This window comes from Collinsella sp. CLA-ER-H7, assembly GCF_040092345.1.
Classification (GTDB): Bacteria; Actinomycetota; Coriobacteriia; order Coriobacteriales; family Coriobacteriaceae; genus Collinsella.
Genome location: NZ_JBBNLT010000012.1, coordinates 34,977 through 57,955 on the forward strand (window position 1 = coordinate 34,977; position 22,979 = coordinate 57,955).

At 57.7% G+C, this 22,979-nt stretch carries 37 protein-coding genes and 1 tRNA gene; 34 read left to right on the forward strand and 4 right to left on the reverse strand.

Going from position 1 to position 22,979, the window contains the following annotated elements:
• Positions 1 to 32: 32 nt before the first annotated feature.
• Entirely contained in the window at positions 33 to 2,291 is a 2,259-nt protein-coding gene (gene glgB, locus AAAX75_RS07915) for a 1,4-alpha-glucan branching protein GlgB (protein ID WP_349091828.1), read from the reverse strand.
• Positions 2,292 to 2,622: 331 nt separating this feature from the next.
• Here glgB and AAAX75_RS07920 point away from each other — a divergent pair, with 331 nt between their 5' ends.
• The 3 genes from AAAX75_RS07920 to AAAX75_RS07930 all read left to right on the forward strand — a co-directional run bounded on the left by AAAX75_RS07920 (position 2,623) and on the right by AAAX75_RS07930 (position 4,105).
• Positions 2,623 to 3,312: an HAD family phosphatase gene (locus AAAX75_RS07920; RefSeq protein WP_161115684.1), complete on the forward strand. Its 690-nt coding sequence runs from the start codon at positions 2,623 to 2,625 to the stop codon at positions 3,310 to 3,312.
• A gap of 9 nt (positions 3,313 to 3,321) precedes the next feature.
• On the forward strand, positions 3,322 to 3,963 hold the full coding sequence (locus AAAX75_RS07925) for a thiamine diphosphokinase (protein WP_349091746.1): 642 nt from the start codon (positions 3,322 to 3,324) through the stop codon (positions 3,961 to 3,963).
• A gap of 69 nt (positions 3,964 to 4,032) precedes the next feature.
• A tRNA-Ala gene (locus tag AAAX75_RS07930) sits at positions 4,033 to 4,105 on the forward strand.
• Here the strand turns inward: AAAX75_RS07930 and AAAX75_RS07935 are convergent.
• From AAAX75_RS07935 to AAAX75_RS07945, 3 genes are all read right to left on the reverse strand, one after another.
• Positions 4,071 to 5,555, reverse strand: a complete 1,485-nt coding sequence (locus tag AAAX75_RS07935) for a recombinase family protein (protein ID WP_349091748.1) — start codon at positions 5,553 to 5,555, stop codon at positions 4,071 to 4,073. The genes AAAX75_RS07930 and AAAX75_RS07935 overlap by 35 nt on opposite strands.
• Positions 5,556 to 5,636: 81 nt before the next feature.
• Positions 5,637 to 5,930, reverse strand: a complete 294-nt coding sequence (locus AAAX75_RS07940; protein WP_349091750.1) for a hypothetical protein — start codon at positions 5,928 to 5,930, stop codon at positions 5,637 to 5,639.
• A 2-nt stretch (positions 5,931 to 5,932) separates the two neighbouring features.
• A complete protein-coding gene (locus AAAX75_RS07945) occupies positions 5,933 to 6,271 on the reverse strand; it encodes a helix-turn-helix transcriptional regulator (RefSeq protein ID WP_349091752.1) in 339 nt (112 codons plus the stop codon).
• Positions 6,272 to 6,497: 226 nt separating this feature from the next.
• Here AAAX75_RS07945 and AAAX75_RS07950 point away from each other — a divergent pair, with 226 nt between their 5' ends.
• From AAAX75_RS07950 to AAAX75_RS08100, 31 genes are all read left to right on the forward strand, one after another.
• On the forward strand, positions 6,498 to 6,719 hold the full coding sequence (locus AAAX75_RS07950) for a helix-turn-helix transcriptional regulator (protein ID WP_349091754.1): 222 nt from the start codon (positions 6,498 to 6,500) through the stop codon (positions 6,717 to 6,719).
• A gap of 12 nt (positions 6,720 to 6,731) precedes the next feature.
• On the forward strand, positions 6,732 to 6,875 hold the full coding sequence (locus tag AAAX75_RS07955) for a hypothetical protein (protein ID WP_349091756.1): 144 nt from the start codon (positions 6,732 to 6,734) through the stop codon (positions 6,873 to 6,875).
• Between the two features lie 16 nt (positions 6,876 to 6,891).
• Positions 6,892 to 7,290 (forward strand): hypothetical protein, encoded by a 399-nt coding sequence (locus AAAX75_RS07960; protein ID WP_349091758.1) that lies wholly within the window; start codon positions 6,892 to 6,894, stop codon positions 7,288 to 7,290.
• A gap of 14 nt (positions 7,291 to 7,304) precedes the next feature.
• Positions 7,305 to 7,682: a hypothetical protein gene (locus AAAX75_RS07965; protein ID WP_349091760.1), complete on the forward strand. Its 378-nt coding sequence runs from the start codon at positions 7,305 to 7,307 to the stop codon at positions 7,680 to 7,682.
• Position 7,683: 1 nt separating this feature from the next.
• Positions 7,684 to 7,944, forward strand: a complete 261-nt coding sequence (locus tag AAAX75_RS07970; protein WP_349091762.1) for a hypothetical protein — start codon at positions 7,684 to 7,686, stop codon at positions 7,942 to 7,944.
• Entirely contained in the window at positions 7,928 to 8,170 is a 243-nt protein-coding gene (locus tag AAAX75_RS07975) for a hypothetical protein (protein ID WP_349091764.1), read from the forward strand. The genes AAAX75_RS07970 and AAAX75_RS07975 overlap by 17 nt, the downstream gene beginning before the upstream one ends.
• Complete coding sequence (locus tag AAAX75_RS07980; protein ID WP_349091766.1) at positions 8,167 to 8,607, forward strand: Lin1244/Lin1753 domain-containing protein; 441 nt, start codon at positions 8,167 to 8,169, stop codon at positions 8,605 to 8,607. Before AAAX75_RS07975 ends, AAAX75_RS07980 begins: the two co-directional genes overlap by 4 nt.
• A 25-nt stretch (positions 8,608 to 8,632) precedes the next feature.
• Positions 8,633 to 8,953: a hypothetical protein gene (locus AAAX75_RS07985; RefSeq protein ID WP_349091768.1), complete on the forward strand. Its 321-nt coding sequence runs from the start codon at positions 8,633 to 8,635 to the stop codon at positions 8,951 to 8,953.
• A 134-nt stretch (positions 8,954 to 9,087) separates the two neighbouring features.
• Complete coding sequence (locus tag AAAX75_RS07990) at positions 9,088 to 9,567, forward strand: hypothetical protein (RefSeq protein ID WP_349091770.1); 480 nt, start codon at positions 9,088 to 9,090, stop codon at positions 9,565 to 9,567.
• Positions 9,560 to 9,946 carry a hypothetical protein gene (locus AAAX75_RS07995; RefSeq protein ID WP_349091772.1) on the forward strand — a complete coding sequence of 129 codons (387 nt, stop codon included), beginning with the start codon at positions 9,560 to 9,562 and terminating at the stop codon, positions 9,944 to 9,946. The genes AAAX75_RS07990 and AAAX75_RS07995 overlap by 8 nt, the downstream gene beginning before the upstream one ends.
• Positions 9,947 to 10,478: 532 nt before the next feature.
• Positions 10,479 to 10,802: a DUF3310 domain-containing protein gene (locus tag AAAX75_RS08000; protein ID WP_349091774.1), complete on the forward strand. Its 324-nt coding sequence runs from the start codon at positions 10,479 to 10,481 to the stop codon at positions 10,800 to 10,802.
• Positions 10,799 to 10,969, forward strand: coding sequence for a hypothetical protein (locus tag AAAX75_RS08005; protein WP_349091776.1), 171 nt, complete (start codon positions 10,799 to 10,801; stop codon positions 10,967 to 10,969). The genes AAAX75_RS08000 and AAAX75_RS08005 overlap by 4 nt, the downstream gene beginning before the upstream one ends.
• A complete protein-coding gene (locus AAAX75_RS08010) occupies positions 10,962 to 11,156 on the forward strand; it encodes a hypothetical protein (protein WP_349091779.1) in 195 nt (64 codons plus the stop codon). Before AAAX75_RS08005 ends, AAAX75_RS08010 begins: the two co-directional genes overlap by 8 nt.
• 168 nt (positions 11,157 to 11,324) lie before the next feature.
• Positions 11,325 to 12,602 (forward strand): site-specific integrase, encoded by a 1,278-nt coding sequence (locus AAAX75_RS08015; protein WP_349091781.1) that lies wholly within the window; start codon positions 11,325 to 11,327, stop codon positions 12,600 to 12,602.
• A 66-nt stretch (positions 12,603 to 12,668) separates the two neighbouring features.
• Positions 12,669 to 13,046, forward strand: coding sequence for an integration host factor, actinobacterial type (gene mihF, locus AAAX75_RS08020; protein ID WP_349091783.1), 378 nt, complete (start codon positions 12,669 to 12,671; stop codon positions 13,044 to 13,046).
• The gene (locus AAAX75_RS08025) at positions 13,039 to 13,266 is read left to right on the forward strand and encodes a hypothetical protein (protein WP_349091785.1); all 228 of its coding nucleotides are present in this window, start codon (positions 13,039 to 13,041) and stop codon (positions 13,264 to 13,266) included. The genes mihF and AAAX75_RS08025 overlap by 8 nt, the downstream gene beginning before the upstream one ends.
• The gene (locus AAAX75_RS08030) at positions 13,263 to 13,688 is read left to right on the forward strand and encodes a single-stranded DNA-binding protein (RefSeq protein ID WP_349091787.1); all 426 of its coding nucleotides are present in this window, start codon (positions 13,263 to 13,265) and stop codon (positions 13,686 to 13,688) included. Before AAAX75_RS08025 ends, AAAX75_RS08030 begins: the two co-directional genes overlap by 4 nt.
• An 8-nt stretch (positions 13,689 to 13,696) precedes the next feature.
• Positions 13,697 to 14,134: a dUTP diphosphatase gene (gene dut, locus AAAX75_RS08035; protein WP_349091789.1), complete on the forward strand. Its 438-nt coding sequence runs from the start codon at positions 13,697 to 13,699 to the stop codon at positions 14,132 to 14,134.
• Between the two features lie 9 nt (positions 14,135 to 14,143).
• The gene (locus AAAX75_RS08040) at positions 14,144 to 14,590 is read left to right on the forward strand and encodes a hypothetical protein (protein WP_349091791.1); all 447 of its coding nucleotides are present in this window, start codon (positions 14,144 to 14,146) and stop codon (positions 14,588 to 14,590) included.
• Positions 14,591 to 14,705: 115 nt separating this feature from the next.
• Positions 14,706 to 15,035 (forward strand): HNH endonuclease, encoded by a 330-nt coding sequence (locus AAAX75_RS08045; protein WP_349091793.1) that lies wholly within the window; start codon positions 14,706 to 14,708, stop codon positions 15,033 to 15,035.
• Positions 15,036 to 15,188: 153 nt separating this feature from the next.
• The gene (locus AAAX75_RS08050) at positions 15,189 to 15,617 is read left to right on the forward strand and encodes a hypothetical protein (protein ID WP_349091795.1); all 429 of its coding nucleotides are present in this window, start codon (positions 15,189 to 15,191) and stop codon (positions 15,615 to 15,617) included.
• The gene (locus tag AAAX75_RS08055; protein WP_349091797.1) at positions 15,595 to 17,334 is read left to right on the forward strand and encodes a terminase TerL endonuclease subunit; all 1,740 of its coding nucleotides are present in this window, start codon (positions 15,595 to 15,597) and stop codon (positions 17,332 to 17,334) included. Before AAAX75_RS08050 ends, AAAX75_RS08055 begins: the two co-directional genes overlap by 23 nt.
• A 2-nt stretch (positions 17,335 to 17,336) precedes the next feature.
• Positions 17,337 to 18,596, forward strand: a complete 1,260-nt coding sequence (locus tag AAAX75_RS08060) for a phage portal protein (protein WP_349091799.1) — start codon at positions 17,337 to 17,339, stop codon at positions 18,594 to 18,596.
• Entirely contained in the window at positions 18,577 to 19,206 is a 630-nt protein-coding gene (locus AAAX75_RS08065) for an HK97 family phage prohead protease (protein WP_349091800.1), read from the forward strand. Before AAAX75_RS08060 ends, AAAX75_RS08065 begins: the two co-directional genes overlap by 20 nt.
• A 13-nt stretch (positions 19,207 to 19,219) precedes the next feature.
• Positions 19,220 to 20,473, forward strand: coding sequence for a phage major capsid protein (locus tag AAAX75_RS08070; protein ID WP_349091801.1), 1,254 nt, complete (start codon positions 19,220 to 19,222; stop codon positions 20,471 to 20,473).
• A 14-nt stretch (positions 20,474 to 20,487) separates the two neighbouring features.
• Entirely contained in the window at positions 20,488 to 20,805 is a 318-nt protein-coding gene (locus tag AAAX75_RS08075; protein ID WP_349091803.1) for a hypothetical protein, read from the forward strand.
• Entirely contained in the window at positions 20,798 to 21,106 is a 309-nt protein-coding gene (locus AAAX75_RS08080) for a hypothetical protein (protein ID WP_349091804.1), read from the forward strand. Before AAAX75_RS08075 ends, AAAX75_RS08080 begins: the two co-directional genes overlap by 8 nt.
• Positions 21,103 to 21,483: a hypothetical protein gene (locus AAAX75_RS08085; RefSeq protein WP_349091805.1), complete on the forward strand. Its 381-nt coding sequence runs from the start codon at positions 21,103 to 21,105 to the stop codon at positions 21,481 to 21,483. The genes AAAX75_RS08080 and AAAX75_RS08085 overlap by 4 nt, the downstream gene beginning before the upstream one ends.
• The gene (locus tag AAAX75_RS08090; protein ID WP_349091807.1) at positions 21,483 to 21,812 is read left to right on the forward strand and encodes a hypothetical protein; all 330 of its coding nucleotides are present in this window, start codon (positions 21,483 to 21,485) and stop codon (positions 21,810 to 21,812) included. Before AAAX75_RS08085 ends, AAAX75_RS08090 begins: the two co-directional genes overlap by 1 nt.
• Positions 21,813 to 21,825: 13 nt before the next feature.
• A complete protein-coding gene (locus AAAX75_RS08095) occupies positions 21,826 to 22,416 on the forward strand; it encodes a major tail protein (RefSeq protein WP_349091808.1) in 591 nt (196 codons plus the stop codon).
• Position 22,417: 1 nt separating this feature from the next.
• Entirely contained in the window at positions 22,418 to 22,840 is a 423-nt protein-coding gene (locus tag AAAX75_RS08100) for a hypothetical protein (RefSeq protein ID WP_349091809.1), read from the forward strand.
• Positions 22,841 to 22,979 lie beyond the last annotated feature (139 nt).

The window sequence follows — 22,979 nt, forward strand, 5'->3', positions numbered from 1 at the left end:
CGGGGCGGGTAATTACAGTGGTAACGCCTTTGTTACGCTTTCTTGGCAGGAGCCTTAACAGCTGCTGCCTTGGCCTTGGGAGCAGCCTTTTTGGTGGCTGCCTTCTTGGCCGTGGTCTTGGAAGCGGGCTTGCCGGCAGACTTGGTCGCCTTCGCCTTAGCCGGAGCCTTCTTAGCAGCCGCGACCTTGGGCTTCACCGAGGACGCACGCTTGCGCGTCGCCTTCTTGGGCTCCTCGACCACAGGCGGCTTATAGCTGCTGGGACCGCGGCGCTTAAGCACCACGCCTGCCAGGCCGGGTACCTTGATCTCGATGGAGTCCATCTGCCCGTTCCAAGGATAGGGCTCGCTCGAGCAGGTGTAGGGCTCCTCACCGGCATAGCCGCTGCCGCCAAACTCGGGACGGTCGGAATCAAAGATGACCTCCCAGTCACCCTCGCGCGGCACGCCCACGCGGAAGCTCTCGTAGCTCGCCGGATCAAAGTTGATGAGGATCACCAGGTCGTCGTCGACGTCCTCGCCCTGGCGCACAAAGCTCACGATGGACTGCTTGGAGTTGTCCGCGTCGATCCAGGTAAAGCCGTCGTCGGTGTAGCCGCGCTCGTACAGGGCGGGCTCGGCGGTGTACAGGTGGTTGAGCGCCTTGATAAACGCCTGATGATGACGGTGGGTCTCGTACTCCTCGGTCAGGAACCACTGGATGGACTCGTAGTAGCGCCACTCAATAAACTGGCCGATCTCGTTGCCCATAAAGTTGAGCTTGGCACCGGGATGCGTCATCTGGTAGAAGGCCAGCGTGCGCAGGCCGGCAAACTGGCGCCACCAGTCGCCCGGCATTCGGCCGATGAGCGAACACTTGCCGTGTACGACCTCGTCGTGGCTGAGCGGGCAGATGAAGTTCTCGGTAAAGGCGTACATAATGGAGAACGTGAGCAGGCCGTGGTTGCCGGGACGCCACGGAAAATCGGTCTGCATGTAGTGCAGGGTGTCGTTCATCCAGCCCATGTCCCACTTGTAGTGGAAGCCCAGGCCGCCGTCCTGCGGCGGATAGGTCACGAGCGGCCACGCGGTGGACTCCTCGGCCATCATCATCACGTCGGGGTAGTGTGCCTCAACGGCGCAGTTGACCTGACGGATAAATGCGCTAGCGTCCAGGTCCTCCTCGGTACCGTACTTGTTGAACTTCTTTTGGCCGGGATCGTCAATCCCAAAGTTGAGGTACAGCATGCTAGACACGCCGTCCATGCGAATGCCGTCTACATGGAAGTTCTCGAGCCAATACAGCACGTTGGAGACCAAGAAGGACCGGACCTCGCCACGGGCGAAGTCGAACTTGTGCGTGCCCCAGTTGGGGTGAATCTCGTGCTCAAACAGCATGTGGCCGTTAAAGGTGGCAAGGCCGTGGGAGTCGGCGCAAAAACCACCGGGCACCCAGTCCATGATCACGCCGATGCCCGCCTCGTGGCATGCATCGATAAAGTGCATGAGCTGCTGCGGGTTGCCGTAGCGCGACGTGGCGGCGTAGTAGCCGGTCGTCTGGTAGCCCCAGGAGCCATCGAAGGGATGCTCCATAAGCGGCATGACCTCGATATGCGTGTAGCCCATGTCGCGCACGTAGTCCACGAGCTCCACCGACAGGTCGTCATAGGTGTAGAACTCGCCGCTCTGCGCGGGGAAGGGATCCATGGGGCCGGGGTAATTGCCGTACTCGTCCGGCTCGCCCTGCGGTGCGTCGCCGTGGCGCTTCCACGATCCAATATGCACCTCGTAGATGTTAAGGGGCTGCGACATGTGGTTATGGCCGGCGCGGCGCTTGAGCCATGCGGCGTCGTTCCACTGGTACCCATCGAGGGTCCACAGTACGCTCGCGGTACCCGGAGGGCACTCGGCCTTAAAGGCATACGGATCGGCCTTGTAGAGCTTTTCGCCCTCGTTGGTCTCGATAAGGTATTTATAGAGCTGACCCTGCTCGGCGCCAGGAATAAAGCCTTCCCAAATAGCGCTCGTATGCACGGGCACCAGTGGGTTGGCTTGCTCATCCCAGTCGTTAAATTCGCCAATGACATGGACGCTCTTTACGTCGGGAGCCCAAACGCAAAAACGCCAGCCGCGCGTACGGTTCTGCGTGTCGGGATGCGCGCCCATCTTTTCCCAGCTGCGCTCCCACATTCCAATGCCAAACAGGTAGACATCGTCCTTGGAGAGCTCCGGTGCGTGCGGAGCCGGTTTGCGGGTTGCGGGCTTTTTAGCCGTTGGCTTTAGCTTTGTATCGCTCACGTTTGATCCCATCATGACGCGGCAGCGTGTTGCCTTGGTGACTAGATGCGAAAGGTCCAAGGCTGCACGAATCGAAGGGACGGCGAAGTTTCTGTGATTCGTTCCACCTCGCGTGCTCGGTGGAACTTTCGGCAGAAACTACGATAACACCTGTGCGTTAGTTTTATGGACGAAAGCGGATTTGCGGGGGCGTTTAATCGGTAAGCGACATGTTTATACCACTGGCAGAATTGCCGTGGTAAAACTCTTGACAGTTTTACCAATTAGGGTTTCAAAATTGTTAGGCTTACGTTTGGTAAAACGTTTTTAGCAGGTTGTTTACCATTTGACATCGAAAGGTTCGTTTATGTCCCATACCGCCGCTCCCAAGGTTGCTTTTATTTTCGATTGCGACGGCACACTGGTTAATAGTACCCCCGTTTGGGCCTATGCCCAGCCCGAGTTATTGCACCGTCACGGGATTGACGTGACCGTGGATGACTTTGCCCAATTTGAGCACCTGTCGCTGGAGGACGAGTGCCAGGCCTACCACGACACGTGGGGCATTGGCACGAATGGCGAAGAGTTGTATCGCGAACTGAGCGATATCCTGATCGATGGGTACTCCAAGGTGCCGCCGCGCGACGGGCTCCTGGCATTTTTGAAGCAGGCGCAGGAGGCCGGTATTGCCATGTGCGTTGCCACGTCCACGCCGGCCGAGCTGGTGCAGTCCGCGCTCGCTGGTGCCGGTCTCGATGCTTACATGGAATTTGTTACCACGACGGGTGAGGCAGGACGCTCCAAACAGTTCCCCGATGTGTACGAGCTGGCGCTGCGCCGCCTGGAGGAGCGCCATGGGCACAAGTTTGAGCGCGCTTGGGTGTTTGAGGACGCCGTCTTTGGCCTAAAGAGCTCTGGCTCCGCCGGCTTTAAGCGTGTAGGTATTTATGACCCGCATGGCCGCATGAAGCGCGACGATGTGCGCGCCAACTGCGATATCTTTATCGACAGCTACGAGGAGCTTGACCTGGCCCGCGTGCTTTCGTTTGAGGGATAGGCGAGGGCTGTGGCTTGCAAGGTATTAGTTGTCTGCGGCTCGCCCGTGGTGGCGAGCACAGATCTGTTGCGTAGGCTAGCAGGGGAGTGCGACCACGTTGTCGCCGTGGACCGTGGACTCGACGCATTGTTGGGCGCGGGACTGGACTGCGACGTATATGTGGGAGATGCCGACACGGTGAGCGATGCGGGTCGCGCGCTGGTCGATGCCGCCACCGACTTTGAAGTTGAGCGCCACGACCCGTACAAGGACTATACCGATCTGGCGCTGGCGCTCGATTCCGTCCGTCGTCGCTGGCCGGGTGCCGAAGTGGTTGCGACCTGCGCCACCGGCGGCCGTCCGGATATGGCCCTATCCGTTCTGGGGCTGCTCGCGGGCTACAAGGGCGCCCCAGTCTGGATTGCCGAAGACGAGACCACGGCCCGCATCCTACACGGAGGCGAATCCTGGACCATTGTGGGCGCCGAAGGCAAGACGTTCTCCATCATCGCCATTGCCCCCAACACCGTGGTAAGCGAACACGGCCTAGAATGGGAGCTAGACCACAGCTCCCTGGGCCTGTTGGCCGACACCGGCATCTCTAATGTCGTTAGAAAAACGGCCAAGATCCAAGTTCACACCGGCACCGCCATCGCTTACCTATATCATTAGGCATTTAGAGTCTGACCAAAAAAGTCCTTGCACGTCGCGCCAACTTCCCCTATAGTACTGCTTCGTCACGGGGGCGTAGCTCAGCTGGGAGAGCGCTTGACTGGCAGTCAAGAGGTCAGGGGTTCGATTCCCCTCGTCTCCACCCGAGTTGAATTAGACGAACCCTTGTTTATCTGGGGTTCGTCTTTTTTTGTCGGCATAAAGTCGTCGTCCCAATTGTCAAAGCTGAAATAGATCTGAACCTCATCGCCGTCAATCTGGATGAACCTAATAAACGTGTCGATGATGTCATACGGATCTGAATTGGCGTCAAGGGTATCGAGCCAGTTAATGTAATCGTCAATCGTTAGCGCTTCGGCGCTCTCGGCTTCGAGCGCAGTTGCAAGCTCGTCCTTGAGTTCGCCTTGACGGGCTTTCAACTCGTCCACCCTCTCCTTACCGCCGGGAGGGGCAAAGCCGTCCTCTATGGCTTGCCAGATGCGCTCAAACGACGCATCAATGCGCTTAATCTCTGCCTTGATTCGCTCACTGTCTTTTGGCTCATCGTTTTCGGCGGTCTCGGCGATCATCATTTCGAGCGTCGTGATAATGCGCTCGCGCACCTTTGGGTCTTTGATTGATTCCAGGATGGTATCCGTCACGGCATCCTCGATAACGTCGCGCCTAAAGGTTCTGCGGCATTTCGGACAGCGATAGTAGTGATAGACCTTGCCACTCTTACCAGTTCCAGAGGTTCCGACATACCAACGGCCACACTCACAGCAAAACATCTTTCCGCTCAGCGCGTACACGCGCTCACCGTCTTCCACACGGTGCTTGTGACCTCTGCCGTTGAGGACGCTGTTAATCTCTTCCTGCTCGCTGCGAGACCATATAGCAGGCATCCCGTTAGGTATGCGCACGCCTGCGTAGTTGTACGTGCCGCAGTTCTGCTCGCGCATGAGCAGCTTCTTGATGGATCCGTGCGAGAAGGGCTTTCCTCTCCTGGAGCGCTCGGTCTTTACGGCGCGCTGGATGTCGGCAACGGTCGAGCCGCTAAGCAGCATGTTCTTCATCTTGTGCATGACGGCGGCTTCGCGCTCATTGATGACAAAGTGATCGTCTACGACATTCCACCCGTACAGGCGCTGACCGCTCGCCATGCCACGTTGAGCGTTCTTCTGGATGCCGTCACGTATGCGTTCGCTATCAACAGCACTCTCATACTCCGCAAGCACCTCGAGCATTCCGAGGTGCAGGACACGCGTTGACCCTTCGCCGAGCGTCTCGCCGGCGTATAAGATCTCAACGCCGGCTTTATGCAGCATGATTCGCGCGAGTGCCATTTCATCGCGGTTGCGCATGATGCGCGTGACCTTATAAATCACAACATAATCAAATAGCCCTTTTTGGGCATCCTTCAGCATCTGCTGAAATTCAGTGCGGTCTGAGTTCCTGCCTGTTTTGGCGTAGTCGCTATAGATGCGCACGACAGTAAGGCCACTCTCTACGCAAAACTCTCGGGACTTGTCGACCTGAATCTCAATGCTCTCGTCACGCTGGTTGTGCGAGCTGAAGCGCGCGTAGATGGCCGCACGGCTGCCTTTTGTCATGGTATTATCACCTTGCCTTTTCATTTTTCTGGAATGGCGAGCCCTGCACTTATCCGCCAAGACCGAGTGCAGGGCATTTTGCTATCGATACGTAATGAGCGTGTCGTAGCGGTCTGCTCCGCCGATACCCTGATTGGGGACGGAGTTTGTCTCAACGCGAATAATTTCGAGTCCTTTATCCTGGAGTCCGTTGAGCACTTCGTTGATTTGCTCATTATATTTTTGGTCGGCACCGAAAACCTGACTGCTAAACGTCTGCCCAAATGAACGAATCAGCAACACATGAATACGACCATCCGGCTCTGGAACAGATGCAATTGCTTTTTCAATCTCCTGACGAGCAACTTCCTCGCGCTGGTTCTTGATGAATCCCATTTTTATTCCTTTCTCGATTCGCTTGCCGCTGCTTTTGCAGTCATCGTTATGTTTAGCTGCCATTGGGGTGAGCTGTCGCGGTAGTTGTCAACGATCTCGCGCTCATCGGCGGAAAGGATTTCTCGCTCGTCTGTTCCAGAGCTTGGAAAGCCGCATAAATCATTGGGTGTGCATTTGAGCGCTTCGCACAACATAAATGCATCTTCAAGAGGAATGCCGACTTCACCGCGTTCCCATGACGCATATTTGCGTTCTTTGATTCCCAAATAATCAGCAAACGCCTTTTGTGTCGCGAAGCCCGCAGCCTTGCGTAACTCTTTCAATTTCAGTTGGTATCGCATTTATCCTCCCTTCGCTGTCGCAATGCCGATTCTACGTTAATCACGTACGTTAATCAAGAAAATACGTAATTCATGCTTGCAAAGTACGTTCAACACGTTTATTGTCTGTATCTGCCAACGTGATTCACGTTGGTTTCGATTCTTTTACTACACGTAAAAGAATACGGTTTGTATTGACTAACGCCAATACAAACCTAATGAGCATTCATTGAGAGGAGGTGGATTTATGCCTGAGTTGAAACGCGCATTCGCAGACAGCTTGCGAGTTCGCCGTACCAAAAAGCATTGGTCGCAGCAGCAGCTATCGGATGCATCTGGCGTGAGTGTCGATGCAATTGGTAAGTACGAGCGCTGTGAGTGCTCACCGAATTTAGAGAGCGTTGCAAAGCTCGCAATCGCACTCGAGTGCACTCCGAACGACCCGTGCACGTTTCCCGACTTTAAGTAAGGAGGTTTGGAAGTGAAGGATCTGTTGTTGGCAATTGCCCACACTGCGGTGAACATCATCGTCCTGTCGGCACTCATCGAATCAGGTGTCAAGCACGGCATCAAGGCGGCTCTAAAGGACGTCACGATCAAGATCAACACCTACGACCACAGATAGAAAGGAGGGGTTTCAGATGCATGAAGCCAAGACGGAAACCGTTGGTTTGCGTAGCGGTTCTGGATGCTCGCGAGCGCCGAAGCGCATCGAGTGCGTTCCAGCGGCGGTTCCACATAAGAGCCACCGAAGCTATGCAAGCCTGCAAAAAGAAGAAGCCCGCGCACGTCGGCAAACGCGCACGGGCAAGCGTCAAAACCGCGCCGGTCATGACGATCAGATTCTAACAGGAAAACCGTTGGTTATCCGTTGGTTTGTCTACGTTTTTGCAGCTCTTTTCATGTGCGGGATTATCCCCATGGCAATCGCAGGCGGTCTCATCACCTTCTGCGAGACATACAACTGCGAATGGCTCATCTTCGTGCTTTGCGGTGCGGTCATATGGCTTATCTTCCGCATCATCGAGCGTGATATCTAATGGATCTCGACAACATGGCACAGCCGCTTGAGAGCGTCATCGCCCAGGAGAAGATGACTGTCTATCCGATGCCGCTCAGGCTCCAAGACCGCGCCGAGCTTTTCAAGAAGTGGTGCGAGCTCAACCCCAAGACGCTCCGCAGCATCGAGTTGACGGCCCTGGCTATCGATAAGCGCGGTATGCGCGTGTCGACCAAGTACCTCATCGAGAAGCAGCGTTACGAAGGCTCCTACAAGCTCGTCGGCGTTCCGTTCGTTGACGGCAACGGGGAAGAGCACGTCTACGGCATCAACAATACGGATACGCCGCTGTTGAGCCGTTGGCTTCTCGACAAGCATCCCGATCTGAATATCGAGACGCGCAAATCCATCTATGACACCAAGGAGAGCTGACATGACAACGACGTTGCAGGTGGTCGAGCATTTCGAGGACATCACCCGATATGCCACCAAGAACAAAGGGAAGATCGAGCTGAAGAACGCTGAGACCGACGAGACTGTCGAGCTTGACGAGCGTCTCGCCTCGGCCGTTATGTGCGCGACCCTGGCCTATGCCGCGACCATCATCGCCGGCACCTGCGAGATCTGCGATGCCGACGAGGGGCACATGTCAATCATCTTGCTCGCCGCCGATATCTATGCCCGCGACCTCTAGCCAGCCGAGCCTGTTCGACGATCCGCCCATGCCGGAGCCGTATCGGTGCGACTACGAGTGCGGCGTACTCGACGAGGACGGCGCAAAGCCCAAGAGCAAATGCACGTTTCGCGGGTCTGTCGTTTGGACTAACTGCCGCGAGTGCGGCCACTGCCTGTGGGACGGCTGGTGGCAGCGCGGCACGTGCGATGGCCTGTCTATCGATGATGGATGTGAAGAGGAATGATTACCAAGGACGTGCGCGACAAAGCCCAGGAGCCTATGGCATGGTTCCAGCACGACTCAAACTCCGCGCAAGACCAGAAGTGCCAAAGGCTGCTGTTCCGCTACGGCAACGCCGGATACGGGGCGTTCTGGCGCATCTGCGAGATTCTGGCGAACACCACGACGCACTCATTGCCGGTCGAGACAGACGAGGACTGGCTGATTCTCGCGGAGCAAATCGGGATGCGCAAGGCTGGTGCCTTCGACGATATGTCGAGCGTCGAGGACTGCCGCGATTTCATCAGCTGCCTGCTGGAGATCGGCTTGCTAAACCGGGATGGAAAAGGCCGCATCGAGAGTGCGCGAATGCAAAAAAACGCTCTTTATTTCGGCATGCAAAGGGCGAACGGAGCCAAGGGCGGCAGGCCGAAGAAGAACAAAACAGAGCCAACGGAATAGCAGGTCAAAGGCGGTGAATTGGACAATGGAGCATGAAAGCGTCGCTAAACCATCGGTTTTAGATTGGCTAAACCCTAACAATACAGTACATAACAATACAGGGCGGGTTTTTGGGTTTGGGTCTAAAGACCCAAACCCAAAGCCAAAAACCCGCAACTTGCTTGTGGCGTTATGTAACAAGGAAGTCTTACTTTCTTTGCTTCTTTCTTTATCGCCCTTTAATTTCGCGCCTGATTTTCGAGTTTTCGCGCTTATGAAACTTGAGTTCTCAACAGCCTTTCAACAGGTTTTCAACATTCGTAATAGTTTTCAACAAATGGACGGTGATGCAAATGCCGTTTGGTAGCTACATCAACAAGATCAGGGTCAAGCGATGCCCTTATTGCGGTATCGACCGACCGCTCGACTATTTCATCAAAAACCGTAGCGCCTGCTGGAAGTGCAGGGCAGTCAAAAGGGATGTTAAGGAGGGGATGCGCTATGACCTCATCGACGAAGGAACCATTCAAAAAGCTAAGCATATTCGACTTGGCTAGAGGCAACGAGCAGACCGATAGGAGTGACCGCAATTACGCACGCCGGCACTTCAACGATTACGTTACGTATCGAGACATCACACCGTGCGACATCACAGCTCTTGAGGGCTATATCTCAATCGAGATTGCCGCATTTCGTGCAATTGGCGAGGTGACCGTTCCGGAGCTTTCCGTTTCCCATTACCGAAAAACGCGACCGATTATTCATGCGGGTGACGCTGGTGGTATCAGAGAAGCCTTCCTATTCTGCGATGGGTCGTATTTCAACGGGCGTGAGGCGATCTCATTCAATGAAGATGGGTTCATCGGCTTTTGCGGCTGGGCCGATTCGATGAACTCTAGGCCGTTTGTCTCTGGCTTCTGTCGGTGGGTCGACGAGTGGATGACACCGGCGAAGTCATTGAGGGCGATGCGAAATGATTAGCGTCGATAAGCTGCTTGCCGCCGCAAATGATCATCAAGTCAAAGTCTTGCGCCTGCTCCAACCGCAGGGCGAGCCCGACATCATCGAGTGCGATGGAAGGCTGTACGTGCCCGACAAAGAGTGCGAGTTCATCCCGGAGGAATTCGAAACCCGTTGGGACGACGAAAACCAGTGCTTGCGGATTGAGAAGCCTTCTGATGATTGCGGCTGTTTCACGTGCTCTGAATGCGGGGAAGAGCTGAAGTTCGACTGGGATGGCGCAGGCAGCTGGTTTGAGTCTGAATACCCGTACAAGCCAATCGAATTGAAATACTGCCCTGGATGCCGCGCAAGGGTTCTGTTCCCGCATCCATGGCTTGATAAGGAGGTGGCGGAATGAAACTGAAGCCTTGCCCATTCTGCGGTGGCAAAGCACGGGCGTATAGCGGTAGCACTTACCACTTCGAATCTGGTTTTGGGTGGATATGCGCCTGTAAAGCCTGTGACAGTCAGGGTGAAATCGGCAGAACGAAAGACGAAGCGATTAAGAACTGGAACAGAAGGGATGGAAAGGAATGAGTGTAGAGGAAGATCGCCAGAAGATTGTATCCGCGCTCAGGCGTACTGCAAATGACTGCCTTGCCGGCATGAGCTTTCAGAAGCGCCTGGCTGAAATCTGCAAAGCGGAAGACTCGTCCTGGCGCGGAACGATGCGAAGGGTCGCAGACCTCGCGGAACGGAAGACGTGCCGCTATGTCAGAACTGACCACTGCACCATGCGTTGCAGCGTGTGTGGTCGCGAGGTCGAGAGGTATCATCCCGAGCATAGGTTTTGCGTGAAGTGCGGCTCATATATCGAACCCGAGCCGTGGACAAGGAGTTTTAGGCCAGCTGATTTTGAATCCGCCGACACAGAGGAAGGTCGATAGGAAATGGCAGCATACGTCAAGCGAGTCGGCGATCTGACCGAGCCTGTTGAGCTCAGCGCTTCGCAGGTTGCCGAGAAGATGACCTCGACGGTCGATACTGAGTTCGACCCTGTGACCAAGCCTTCGCATTACGCGGGACACACGGGCATCGAGTGCAAGACGGCAATGGAGTCGATGCTTGGCACCGAAGCATACGCCTCCTACATGCAGGGCTGCGCGTTCAAGTACCTCTGGCGCTGGCGTGAAAAGAACGGCATCGAAGACCTCAAGAAGGCACGCGAGTGCATCGACAACGTGATCCGCGCGATTGAGGGTGATGGGCAATGACAACCGTGAAGCTCAACTTTGAACTCGGGGACAAAAAGCCCAACGTCAAGACTGCCGATGTCGAGGAAGCGGCCAAGCGGTTCACGACCTCGCTGCTCTTCCTGATTCGCGCGTTTGGCGTGAGCGGCGTGTCGGTGAAGATCGTGGGGGATGACGGCGATGAGTAAGTACGGGAAGTATCACGTCCTGGATAACCTCTGCACGGTCTCACAGGACATGAGCCGGCGCATCCTGACGTGCGAGCGGCGCGGTCGCAGCAACGTGATGGTCAGCTACGAAGACATGGTCATGTGGTCTGACATCGTGTCTGACGCCATCGAGGTTATCGACGAGAAGGGCGAGAAAGATGATTGAGAGTCCAGGCCATGCCGTCAACCGAATCATTAAGGACTTTGGTGATGCTTTCACATCCGCTTTGCGTGGAAAGGGAAACTTCTTCTATGAGGTTTCACGCGCGTTGAGCCGTGCGCATAGGGAATGGGTCAAGTTCGAGAAGCGTTGCGTGAAGTATAGCGACCCTAAATGGCAGCGCCGGTATACAAAGGCGCTCAAGCGGTCGCGCAGGAACGTCGCCTATCTGAAGCGCACCGGCAGGTGCAGGTGATGGGCATCGAGGTCAAGCGCGATGCCAAGGGCGTTTGGTACGCGCAGCCCTATCTTGGTACGACTCCGGAGGGCAAGCAGATCAGGCCGCGCCGCAGCTTTCCCGAAGCAGCGACCCGCGCCCAGGCACAGGAATTGGCGAACCGCTGGCTCTCCGATATCTCCGCCGGTGGCAAGGTGCAGAGCGTCGTTATCGCCGATTTGCTGTACGCCTACATCGACGAGCGCCGCGCCAAGGGCGTGAGTCCTTACACGGTGAAGCGCTGGAAACTGTTCACGCGAAGCTATGTGGGCAGGTATCTCAAGGGTAAATCGGTGCTCGACCTCGGCGTGATGGAGTTCAACGACTTCGAGACGCGCCTGCTGCTGCCGAAGGATAAACGCGGTCAGGGTCTGTCGCGAAACACGGTGCGCAGCGTGCATTTCTTCCTTCGCGGCGCATACAACCACTGGGTCAAGTCCGGTGTCTGCGAGACCAACCCGCTCTTCTACGTCGAGCCGCCGCACGAGGACAAGCACGAGGCCGTTGCGCTCGACGAGTGGGATTACCCGGGTCTGGACGAAGCGATAACGACCGCGCTGCATCCAGACGAGCCCACGGAAAAGAGCATGAGGGAAGCTGCGTACGCCTTCGCCGCATGGCTTGCGCTGCACACCGGGATGCGCGTCGGCGAGGTCTGCGCGATGCGCAGGAGGGACGTGTCGAAGCGCATGGGATACCTCCACGTCTGCGGCAAGATCGTCGAGCTTGACGGCGGCGGCGTCGAGCGCGTGGACGTGACCAAGGGCCGCAAGAGCCGCAACGTATCCATGACGGAGCGTGAGCTTGAGACGATCTTCGGCTTTATCGAGCTTCAGGACGGCTTTACGGACGTTTTCACACCGAACATGCCGTTGGTGTCCTTTGACGGCTTCTTCATGCGTCCCACGACCGTCTCAAAGGCTTTCAGCCGCCTGCGCGACCGTCTAGGGCTGCCGAAGGGATGCACCTTCCACAGCCTTAGACATACGCACGCGACATGGCTTCTCGCCAACGGCGCGAACCTCAAGGACATCGCCGAACGCTTCGGGCACGCGAACGAAGCCACGACGCTCAAACTCTACGCCCACGCGATGCCCGGACGCGACCAGAGAGCCGCCGAGGTGTTCGACAAGTTCACGGATGAGCTTCGCGGAGGGACTGTAAACGATGTGTAAACGGCTCTACTTCGACCATTTGCGCATCGTCACGAAAAAGGAAGGTCAGACCGCAAAACCAGCGGTTTGGCAAAGGATAACCACCGTATTTCAAGTAAGAATCAGGAGCAACCAAAAATGGTACCTAAATTGACTACCAAGCAAAGGCGCGCAGCCCTCGATAAGGGGATGCAGATCAGGCTCGAGCGTGCCGAGTATAAGCAGAAGCTGAAAGACGGCTCGATGACCGTTGAGCAGTTCTTCAAGTTGGCTGACAGCGGATATCAGGCCGCATACGGCATGCGCGTCTACTCGCTGCTCACTTCGCTGCCTGGGTATGGCGAAGTCAGATCGCGCCAGCTCATGAACGAACTCCGCATCGCACAAGGCCGCAAGGTCAAGGGGCTTGGAACCACGCAGCGTGCAAGGCTTCTGTCGATTCTGGCTGGTGATGACGATGCCTAAGAATCGACCGCACAAGGTGAAGAGGGTCTTGTCGCTGGTCTTCACCGTCCTCATGTGCGTGCTGCTCGTCGTGATTCTCTTCGTGTCGTTCTGCATCATCGAAGCGACCGTGATGCTGTTCACCGGCGGCGCGTTCTCGCTGCTCTTTCCGGCAATCGCGACCGTGGCGATGCTCTTCGCGCTTATCGCGCTCGCTATCGTGAGCGGTGGTGCCGCATGAGCGCCGAGAGCCTGAACACCTGCACGCTGAGCGGCAACCTCGGTAACGATGCCGAGGTGCGCTACACCAAGGGCGGCACGCCCATCACGTCATTCTCACTCGCCGTCAACCGCCGCCGCCGAACACAAGACGGCAGCTACGAGGACGAGACGAGCTGGGTCGACTGCACGCTGTTCGGCAAGCGCGGGGAAGCCCTGCAAGCAAACGGCTACCTGCACAAGGGCGCACGTATCGCAATCACCGGGCACCTGCGCATGGCCGTCTGGGAAGCTGACGGAAAGCGCCACCGCAAGCTGGAGGTCATCGTCGAGAACATCATCGGCATGACCAGCTACCGGCAACCGCAAACCCAGCAGCCGCAGCAGGCAACTCAACCGCAGGTCAACGCACCTGAACTTTACGACGAAGACATTCCGTTTTAGGAGGAAAGATGTACGGACGAAAGATGAACGCGAAGGTGATGGACGGATCGGAGCTGCCGCGCTATGCGCACGACGGTGACGCCGGCTTCGACATGTGCCTTACCGAGGACTGCCGCCTTGAGCCAAACGCCCGCGCCATCGTCGGACTCGGCTGCGCCTTCGAGATTCCGAGCGGCTGTGTCGGCCTGCTCTTCCCGCGCTCCGGTCTGGCGAGCAACCACGGCGTGACGCTCAGCCACGGCGTGGGCGTTATCGACAGCTGCTATCGAGGCGAGGTCAGCGCACCGCTCATCAACCTCAGCTGCGATATCGTCAACCTGCCGAAGGGCTCGCGCGTCTGCCAGATGGTCATCGTGCCGTTCGTGCCGTGTGAGCTCGTCGAGGTCGACGAGCTGACAGACACCGAGCGCGGAACCGATGGCCTCGGCTCCACCGGTATCGAGTAGGCGAAGCGCGTGGATGCCAAGGAGTATTTCGAAGCCATCCGCGAGGAAGTGAAGGCCATCGAGGGCACGAGGGAAATGCTAGCAAGGCTCAGGGCGAAGGAAGGAGCGAAAGCCCAGAGCTACAGCGGCGGCGGTGGCGGCGGATACACCGACCCTATGGATGCAATCAATGGCCGCATCGACCTGGAGGGCAGGTTCGAGCGACGCATCGCCGACAGCTCAGCCGCCATTGATGAAGCGTGCGCGGTGCTCTATGGCAGTAACAACCGTGGCGGTCTCGCAAGGCAGAAGGGCAACCGATATGCCGACGCGATCTGCATGGGTTACTGTCAGGCCATGCCGTGGACAGAGGTGGCAGCCGTCATGCAGTGCTCACCGAAGTGGTGCCGAGAGCTGTGCAACGCCGCGTTCAGGTACATCGACGCAGTTGGCATGGCATGGCTGAAAGAAAATTGAAATCGGTACTTCCCTTCAGTTCCCGCCTTGTGCTAAAGTTCGATACGGTGGATTAGGTAAGCAAAAGGGACACGGGCTCCGGCTCGCGTCCCTTTTTTGTTGGGAAGGCGCGGCAATGGCTAAGGGCTTCTCGTATCGCTTCTACCATTCGACGGACTGGGAGCACGCCCGCGAGCAGGCTCTACAGCGTGACGCCTACCTGTGCCAGCACTGTCTGGCACAGGGCATCGCAACACCGGCGGTCATGGTGCATCACATCGTCGAGCTGACTCCGGCGAACATCAACGATCCGAACATCAGCACCGACCCGAAGAACCTTGTCAGCCTTTGCGACCTGTGCCACAAGAAGGTGCACGGATGGGTAAGGCAGGGCAGCACAAGGCAAGGGCTGGTCTTTGACGAGGACGGCAACTTGATTTCACTGGACAGCGAACACACAGACTGAGCACAATCAACTGCTCACAAAACATGGACAACAAAACAGCAGGTCAGAGCGCCGAGCAATCCCCCCATTCGAAAACCTAGGCTAGTGGCCTAGGGCACCAACGCCGGGAGATAGATTTATGCGCGTGACGGGTTTCAGAACGGGGGTGGTCTTGTGGGAAAGCGAAAAGTGTGCGAAAGTAACGTCCTTTTGCTCAAAGCCACGGAAAGTCCCCCGAAGAAGCGCACCGCTTCTATCGAGAGCCGATACCAAAGCGAGCTGAAAAAGCTCCAACGGCTCACCAAGGACGCGATACCAGACGAGAAGCGAAGCGCCGTGCTTCCGCTGATGTCGAACATCGCGTTCCTGAAGGTCAAGCTTGACGAAGCCCGACGCGAGCTGATGTATGAGAGCATATTTACGTCATATGACAACGGCGGCGGTCAATCCGGTCTGCGGGAGCATCCGGGTTTCAGCGCTTATAACAAATTGTTTACAACGTTCTCACGCGGCATCAAGCAGCTCACCGACATGATGCCGTCCGGCAGCACCGCAGGCGATGCCCTCATTGACTACCTCAATGAAACGCGCTTCGGCGGCTAAGAAGCGAAGCGGCGCTGGTCGCTGCGAGCAGGCGATACGAAGCTACTTCGGTGGCATCCTCAACGGTGAGATCACTGCTTGCGAGAAGATGCATCAGCTCGCGGAGCGCGTGCTGCGCGACCTGGATAACACCGATCCGCTCTATCCGTACCATTACCGCGAAGAGTTCGCGGCTAAGCATGTTACGTTCATCGAAACGTTTTGCCGCCTTCCGAGCGGCAGGCTTGGGCGAAAATTCAAGCTCGAGCTTTTCCAGTTGGCCATCCTCTCCGTAATCTTCGGTTTCGTGGATGCCGAGGGCTTGCGCCAATACCGCGAAGTCCTTTGGATTATGGGGCGAAAGAACGGCAAGACCGCGCTCGCGTCTGCAATAGAGCACGACTTGCTTATAAACGATGATGAGGGCGCACCGGAAGTCTACAACGTGGCCACGGCTCACGATCAGGCGGCGAAGGGCTTTAATAACGCTTGGCGAATGGTAGCGACCTCGCCTGCGCTGGCAAAGCACGTGCGGAAGCGCGTGAGCGACCTTTACTGCGACCTCAACATGGGGTCAATCAAGGCGCTATCCGCCAACACGAATCACCTTGACGGCTTGGACATCTCAGGCGCTATCGTTGACGAGCTCGCAGCCATGCGCAACCGCGACCTCTACGACCTCACGATTCAGGGCACCTCCGCGCGCCGGCAACCGCTGGTGCTGGAGATCACCACGAACGGCTTCGTGCGCAACGGCATCTTCGATGCACAGTACGAATACGCCGTGAAGTGGCTGGACGGTCAGGCAACAGGCGAGAAGGCCGAGCGCTTCATTGCATTCATCTACGAACTCGACGAGCGCGAGGAATGGCAGGACGAATCCGCATGGATTAAGGCCAATCCCGGTCTCGGGACTATCAAGAGCCTAAACAGCCTTCGCCAGAACGTGAGCAAGGCCAAGGACGATCCGACATTCCTGCCGACGCTCTTGGTTAAAGACTTCAACCTTATCGAGAACCAGAGCCAAGCATGGCTCACATGGGCTGAGATACACAATGACGAGACGTTCGACCCGGCAGACGGGTCGTTCTCCTACGCGGTGCTCGGTGTCGACGCATCGGACACGACCGACCTCACGGCGGCATGCCTGCTGATGATGAGGCCGGGCGATGAGCGTATCTACGCGTTGCACATGGCCTGGATTCCGCTCCGCGCGCTGGAGCAGGCGGAGTTAGAGGGGCGGCGCGGCGGTCGTGACGGCGTGCCGTACGACGCTTGGATAGCGCGCGGCCTGCTGCGAACATCCGCGACGCCGATTATCGATAAGCGCGAGGTGCTCGATTGGGTCGACGAGATACGCGAGAGATGCGGTATCTACGCCGTCGCATGCGGCTACGACCCGTGGCACATGCGAGACGTCCCTACGGTGGAAGCCTACGAGGGCTATTTCGGCGCGGACAACTTCCGGAAGGTCATTCAGGGCGCGCAGACGCTTTCGATGCCCATGAAGGAGCTGCGAGCGCTCTATAAGGAGAACCGCATCGTCGACAACTCAAACCCGATCGCCGAATGGTGCCGCTCGAACGTTGCGGTGCGAAGCGACGCGAACGGCAACATTGCGCCGGACAAGAAGAACCAAGACCCGCGCAACCGAATCGATGCGTGGGCAGCCGAGTGCGACGCATTCGTCGTGCTCAAGGACATGATGGACGATTTCAAAAGCATGATTGGGGGTTAGCCGTGGCGAAACTAACGTCGGTGTTCCGCTCCATGTTCGATGCCGTCTTCCACAATCCGATCATGAAGGCGGTCGACGGGTATTTCCAGACGTTCACGGCGTACGCGCCGCGTTTCAGCACGTGGAGCGGCGGCATCTATGAGGCCGAGCTGACGAGAAGCATCATCGAGCGTAACGCAGACCATGCGAGCAAGCTCAAGCCGGAGGTTTCAGGCACCGCGCAAGGTGCCGCCACGCGGTCGCTTGAATGGAAGCCCAACCCTTGGATGACGACGCCGCAGTTCCTGCACCGCGTCTCGACAATGCTCGATGTGTGCGACACGTGCCTCATCGTTCCGATTACCGGTGCCGACATGGTCACCATCGTCGGCTACTACCCGGTTCTGCCGGGGCAGTGCGAGGCATACGATGTCGGCGGCCAACTCTGGCTCAAGCTGTCGTTCAACGGTGGCGAGCAGACACTTATCGAGTGGTCGCGCGTCGGCGTACTGACAAGGCATCAGTTCAAGAGCGATCTTTTCGGAGACGGCACCGATGTGCTCCGCCCCACGCTGGAGCTGATGCACGCGCAGGTGGATGCCGAGAAGACCGCAATCGAGCAGGGCGCTGCCATTCGATTCATCGGAAAGATGAGCCAGAACCGCAATCCAGAAGACCTTAAAAAGGCTCGCGAGGATTTCAACGCGCAACTCGGTACCGCAAACGCCGGCGGCATCGCCGTGTACGACAACAAGTACAACGACGTGAAGCAGATAACGCCGCAAAACTACACGGTCGACGCGGCGCAGATGGAGCGAATCGAGAAAGCCGCATACCGTTTCTTCGGCAGCAACGAAGATATCGTCATGAACAAGGCAGACGAGGACACATACAACGCCTTCTACGAGGGGCGAACCGAGGTCTTCGCCGTGCAGCTGGGATACGTGCTCACCTGCATGACGTTCACACCGAACGAGATCGCGCACGGAAACTCAATCATGTTCAGCGCGAACCGACTTGAGTTCGCGAGCAACCAGACGAAGCTCAACGTGAGTACATCGCTATACGACCGTGGAATTATGACTGGCGATCAGGTCGCGGATGTGTTCCAGCTTCCGCATTACGAGGGCGGTGACCGCCATGTCATTCGCGGCGAGTACATCGACCTGGACTTGATCAGCGAGCACACGGCGGCGCAGGCGGCGCAGGCGGCCGAGACAAATGCCAATATCGCAAAAATCGACGGAAAGGACGGCGATGCCGATGCCGGCGAAACCGAATGAGCGCCAGTATCGTTCAATGGCGATGGTGCTGCGTAGCGTGGATGGAGGCCAAGGCCGTGAGAAGCGCATCGATTCCGACTGCTATGTAGAGGGATACGCTTCGACCTTCAACGATCCGTATGTCTTGTGGGAAGACCCATTTGACGGCACTAAGTATCGAGAGGTCATCAGCCCCGATGCCTTCGTAGATACCGACATGAGCGACATCATCATGCAATTCGACCACTGCGGCGATGTCTTGGCGCGCCTGTCAAACGGCACTCTGGTTGTCGAACCAGATGAGCATGGACTGTTTATCGCGGCTGACCTCTCAAGGTCATTTTCCGCCCGCAACAGATTTGAGGAAATCGACAACGGCCTTGTGACCCGTATGTCGTGGGCGTTCACCATCGGAGCGTCCGAGTACGACAGGGATACGCACACCACGACCATCACGAGGGTCAAGAAGATTTATGACGTGTCGGCGGTGAGCCTACCGGCTGACCCAAACACCGAAATAAGTGCAAGAAACCTTCTCAACGGAGTGATTGAGAAGTCGCGCGGGGAGCACGCGCGCCGAAGGAACGCGCTCATCCGTGCGCGTGCAGTAATGGCAATCGCCACCAACTAGAAAGGGAACAAACATGAACCTTGAAGATCTGCTGAAAGAGCTCAAGGCACTCGTCGACAAGTACGGCGATGACGCCGACCCGTCCGATGAGGACGCCGCCCGCATGGCAGAGCTCACCAACGAGATCAACCAGATCCGTGCGCAGCTCGACCAGACCGCCCAGACCCGCGCCGCCGCAGTGGCAGCCGCCCGCGCCGCCATCGACAACGGCACCGCACAGCGCGTCGATTCCGTCCCGCTGGCTCGCTCCGCAAACAACTTCGCCACCGGCGCGGTATACGACACGACCGACTATGCCGCCGCCGAGCAGCGCGCGTGGGTGAAGGGAGTCGCTGAGCGCGCCGGCGTCCAGCTGGTAGAAGGCTACGCACTGACCGACGCGGAGCGCGCCGCGCAGAACCACGCCATGGAGCAGCGCGACGCATTCAACCACATGACGAGCAACACCGGTTCCGTCATTCCCGTCGAGCTGCAAAACGAGATTATCTCGCTCATCGACAACACCGCCGTTCTGTGGGGCGACATGCCGAAGCAGAACTTCCCCCATCAGTTCGAGATTATCCGCCACAAGTCCATTGATGCTGGCGACGCCGCGCAGACCGCCGAGGGCGCGGCACCGACCGACGACGAGAAGAACGCGTTCGACACGCTCAAGTTCGAGGGCGTCGAGATCAAGAAGACCCTGAAGATTAGCCGCCGCATGGCCGTCCAATCCGTCGCATCCTTCCAGTCTTATCTCGTAAGCGAGACCGCCGCACGACTGTCCGTTGGATGCAACACCCATTCCCATGCGCGCCTGGCCAACGAGACCTACGGCATGGAGAAGACTAACAAGATCGAGACAGCCAAAGCCGGAGAGTTCGCGAAGGCCGACCTCGCTGGCCTGCTCTCCAGGCTCAACACCTACGGCCTTCCCACGCCCAAGGGTGCCATCATCTACGCGAACAGCAACGTCATCTGGAACTACATCGCCATGCTCGAGGACGCTAATGGGCGCTCCTATTTCGTCGATGAGAAGAATGCCGACCCGACCGTCGAAGGCCACATCTTCGGCAAGCTGGTCAAGCGCGACGATTCCATCGCCGACGGTGTGATCATCGCCGGCTACCCCGACCTGTTCAAGGGCAACGTGTTCGACGGCCCCGACGTTATGCCCTATATCGCGCCCGACGGAACCCAGAACCGCTGCTTTGACGGCTACGAGCTGATCGACTGCGGCCTTGCAGTGCCCAAGTCGTTCGCCCAGCTGACTCTTAAGACTGCCTAGGGAGGTGGTGCGGCATGGCCGACAATGCCAAGACAGAGCTGCTCGATGCCTGCCGCGCTGCGCTCCGCATCCCTGAGTTCTGCAACGATTACGACGATGAGATAGCCGATGTCATCGAAGCCGCCCGCGCCGAGCTTGTCGCGGGCGGCGTCCTTCCCGAAAAGGCCAACGACGATTCCGATGGCCGCATTCGCCTTGCCATCAAGGTCTACGTAAAGGCCAACTTCGGCATGGACAACCCCGATGCTGACCGCTTCATGAAGTCGTTCGAATGCATGCTCACGTCGATGAGCGGCGATTCGCTCTATAGGGCGGAGCCGAGAGATGAGTAGGTGGTCGGGCGTCTGCACGCTCATCGCGACCGAGACAGAGCGCGATGACAAAGGCGTCCCGCACAGGAATGAGAGCCGCCGCAAGGTGCCGTGCAACGTCTTCTCGATGAGCGCGGCAGCCTATTACGTCGCGGCTCAGGCCGGCGTGAAACCGCAGGCGGTAATTGAGATACGCTCCTGCGCATATTCCGGCGAAACCCTCGTCGAGTTCGGCGGCGTGACGTACTCGGTCGACAGCAGGCTTATTAGCGGCACGGACAATATTCGCCTCACGCTTGTCGAGAGGACTGGTGACCGATGAGCGGCGTCAATATCGACAACCTTGCCGAGATTATCGTCAACGACATGCAGGGCGTAATCGACGATGACGCTGAGGCGCTGGAGGGGAACGCCCGCGCCGCCGGACAGAAGGCGGTCAGGCTGCTGCGCGAGCGAAGCCGCAAGCGCGTCCACCACGGGGGGAGCTACGCGAAGGCTTGGATGTCTGACGTGGAGACCGACGAGACCGGCATGAGCTGTACCGTGCACAACCGGCAGTACCAGCTGACGCATCTGCTGGAGAAGGGCCACGCCATCGCCAACCAGAGCGGCAGGTATCCCGGGCACGTCGCAGGCGACCACGTGATCGAGGGCGTCTACAACGAGGTCGCCGCGGAGTTCGCGAAGGGCGGCGAGTGATGAAGACACTGGATGAGCTTGTCGGCCTCCTCAAGTCGTTCGGGCTGCCGTTCAGCAACGGCGCGTTCTTGGCTGACGAGCGGCCTGCACCACCGTATATCGAGATTGAAGCCGGGTATTCGGGGGACGTGTTTGCGGACAACGTGTCGTACACCAGATGGATGCCGTACGACTGCGCGCTCTACTGCGCTGCGCGCGACTACGAGCTTGAGCAGCGCATCGAGAGCGAGCTTGATGCCGCCGAGTTCTCCTACACGAAGGCCGTGACGGCAATCGACGGAGAGGGCGTCATCGAGACCGCCTATCAGATTAACGTGTTTGAATATTAGAAAGGGGCATCACATGCCACGAAACGGTTATTTCGGCGTCAAGAACGCACACATCGCCGTGCTGGGGAATGAGGAGTCGTTTACCTACGCAACTCCGACCCATGTTGCCGGCACGGTCGAGATCAAGATGGAGCCGTCTGTCGAGACCGCGACAAGTTTTGGCGACAACGAAACCTGGCTCGACAAGACTCAGGACAACGGCGGCTCCGGAACCATTTCTTTCTACGATACCGAAAGCACCGCCGAGATGCGCAAACTGTTCGCCGACCTCGTCGGTTTCGATATCGACGCCAAAGGCCGAGTCCTCGGCACCTCCGGAAAGACCCCGAAGAAGTTCGCCTTCATGTGCGAACAGCCGGGACATATCATGGGAAAGCGTCGCTGCTGGCTTTGCTGCCAGATTAAGGCGCCTAGCATGGATGCCAAGACGCTTGAGGACAAGCCCGACATCACGCAGCTCGACTACGACATCACGTGGCGTCCCGTCACGCTTCCCACCGGCTGGCGCGGCTGCTCATACGACAGCTTCAGCGATTTGGACGATTACGAGACGTTCTTCGACAAGGTCGACATCGAGCTGACTCCGAAAACGAGCGAGGTATAGGATGGTAAGCGAGGTCAACATCGGTGACAGCACTGTTCCCGTCGCGTGCAACGGCTTCACGCCCATCGTGTTCTCGCGCGAGTTCTCGGTGGAGCGTCCCGATGGCTCGAAGCGACCGAAGGATATCAACGAAGATGTCACCATGATCCTTGAGGTCTCTTCGGCAATTCACCTAGCGCCCATCGTCCCGCTGCTGGAGATTTTCTACTCCTGCGCGAAGACGGCCAACCCAAAGCTCAAGCCCTACGAAGAGTGGATTAGAGATTTCCCGCCCGACGCGTACGACCTGGAGCGCTCCGGCGGTTGGTCTGCCGACGTGATGGATATCGTGAGGGAAAACTTTTTTCCGCACGCAAAGGAAGACGTGGCAGCCGAGACCGCCGAAGCGACCGATGCCGCCGATGCCGACGGAGCTGCAAAGTAGCTGCGACGCGCTATACATCTACGAGTGCCAGCAGGCCGGGCTGTCTATAGGCGATCTCGAAAAGCTCAGCTACAGGCAGGTGCAGACGCTTCTCGACATCCATTCGTTCGTGCACGACGCGATTGCGTATGCAGAGGAT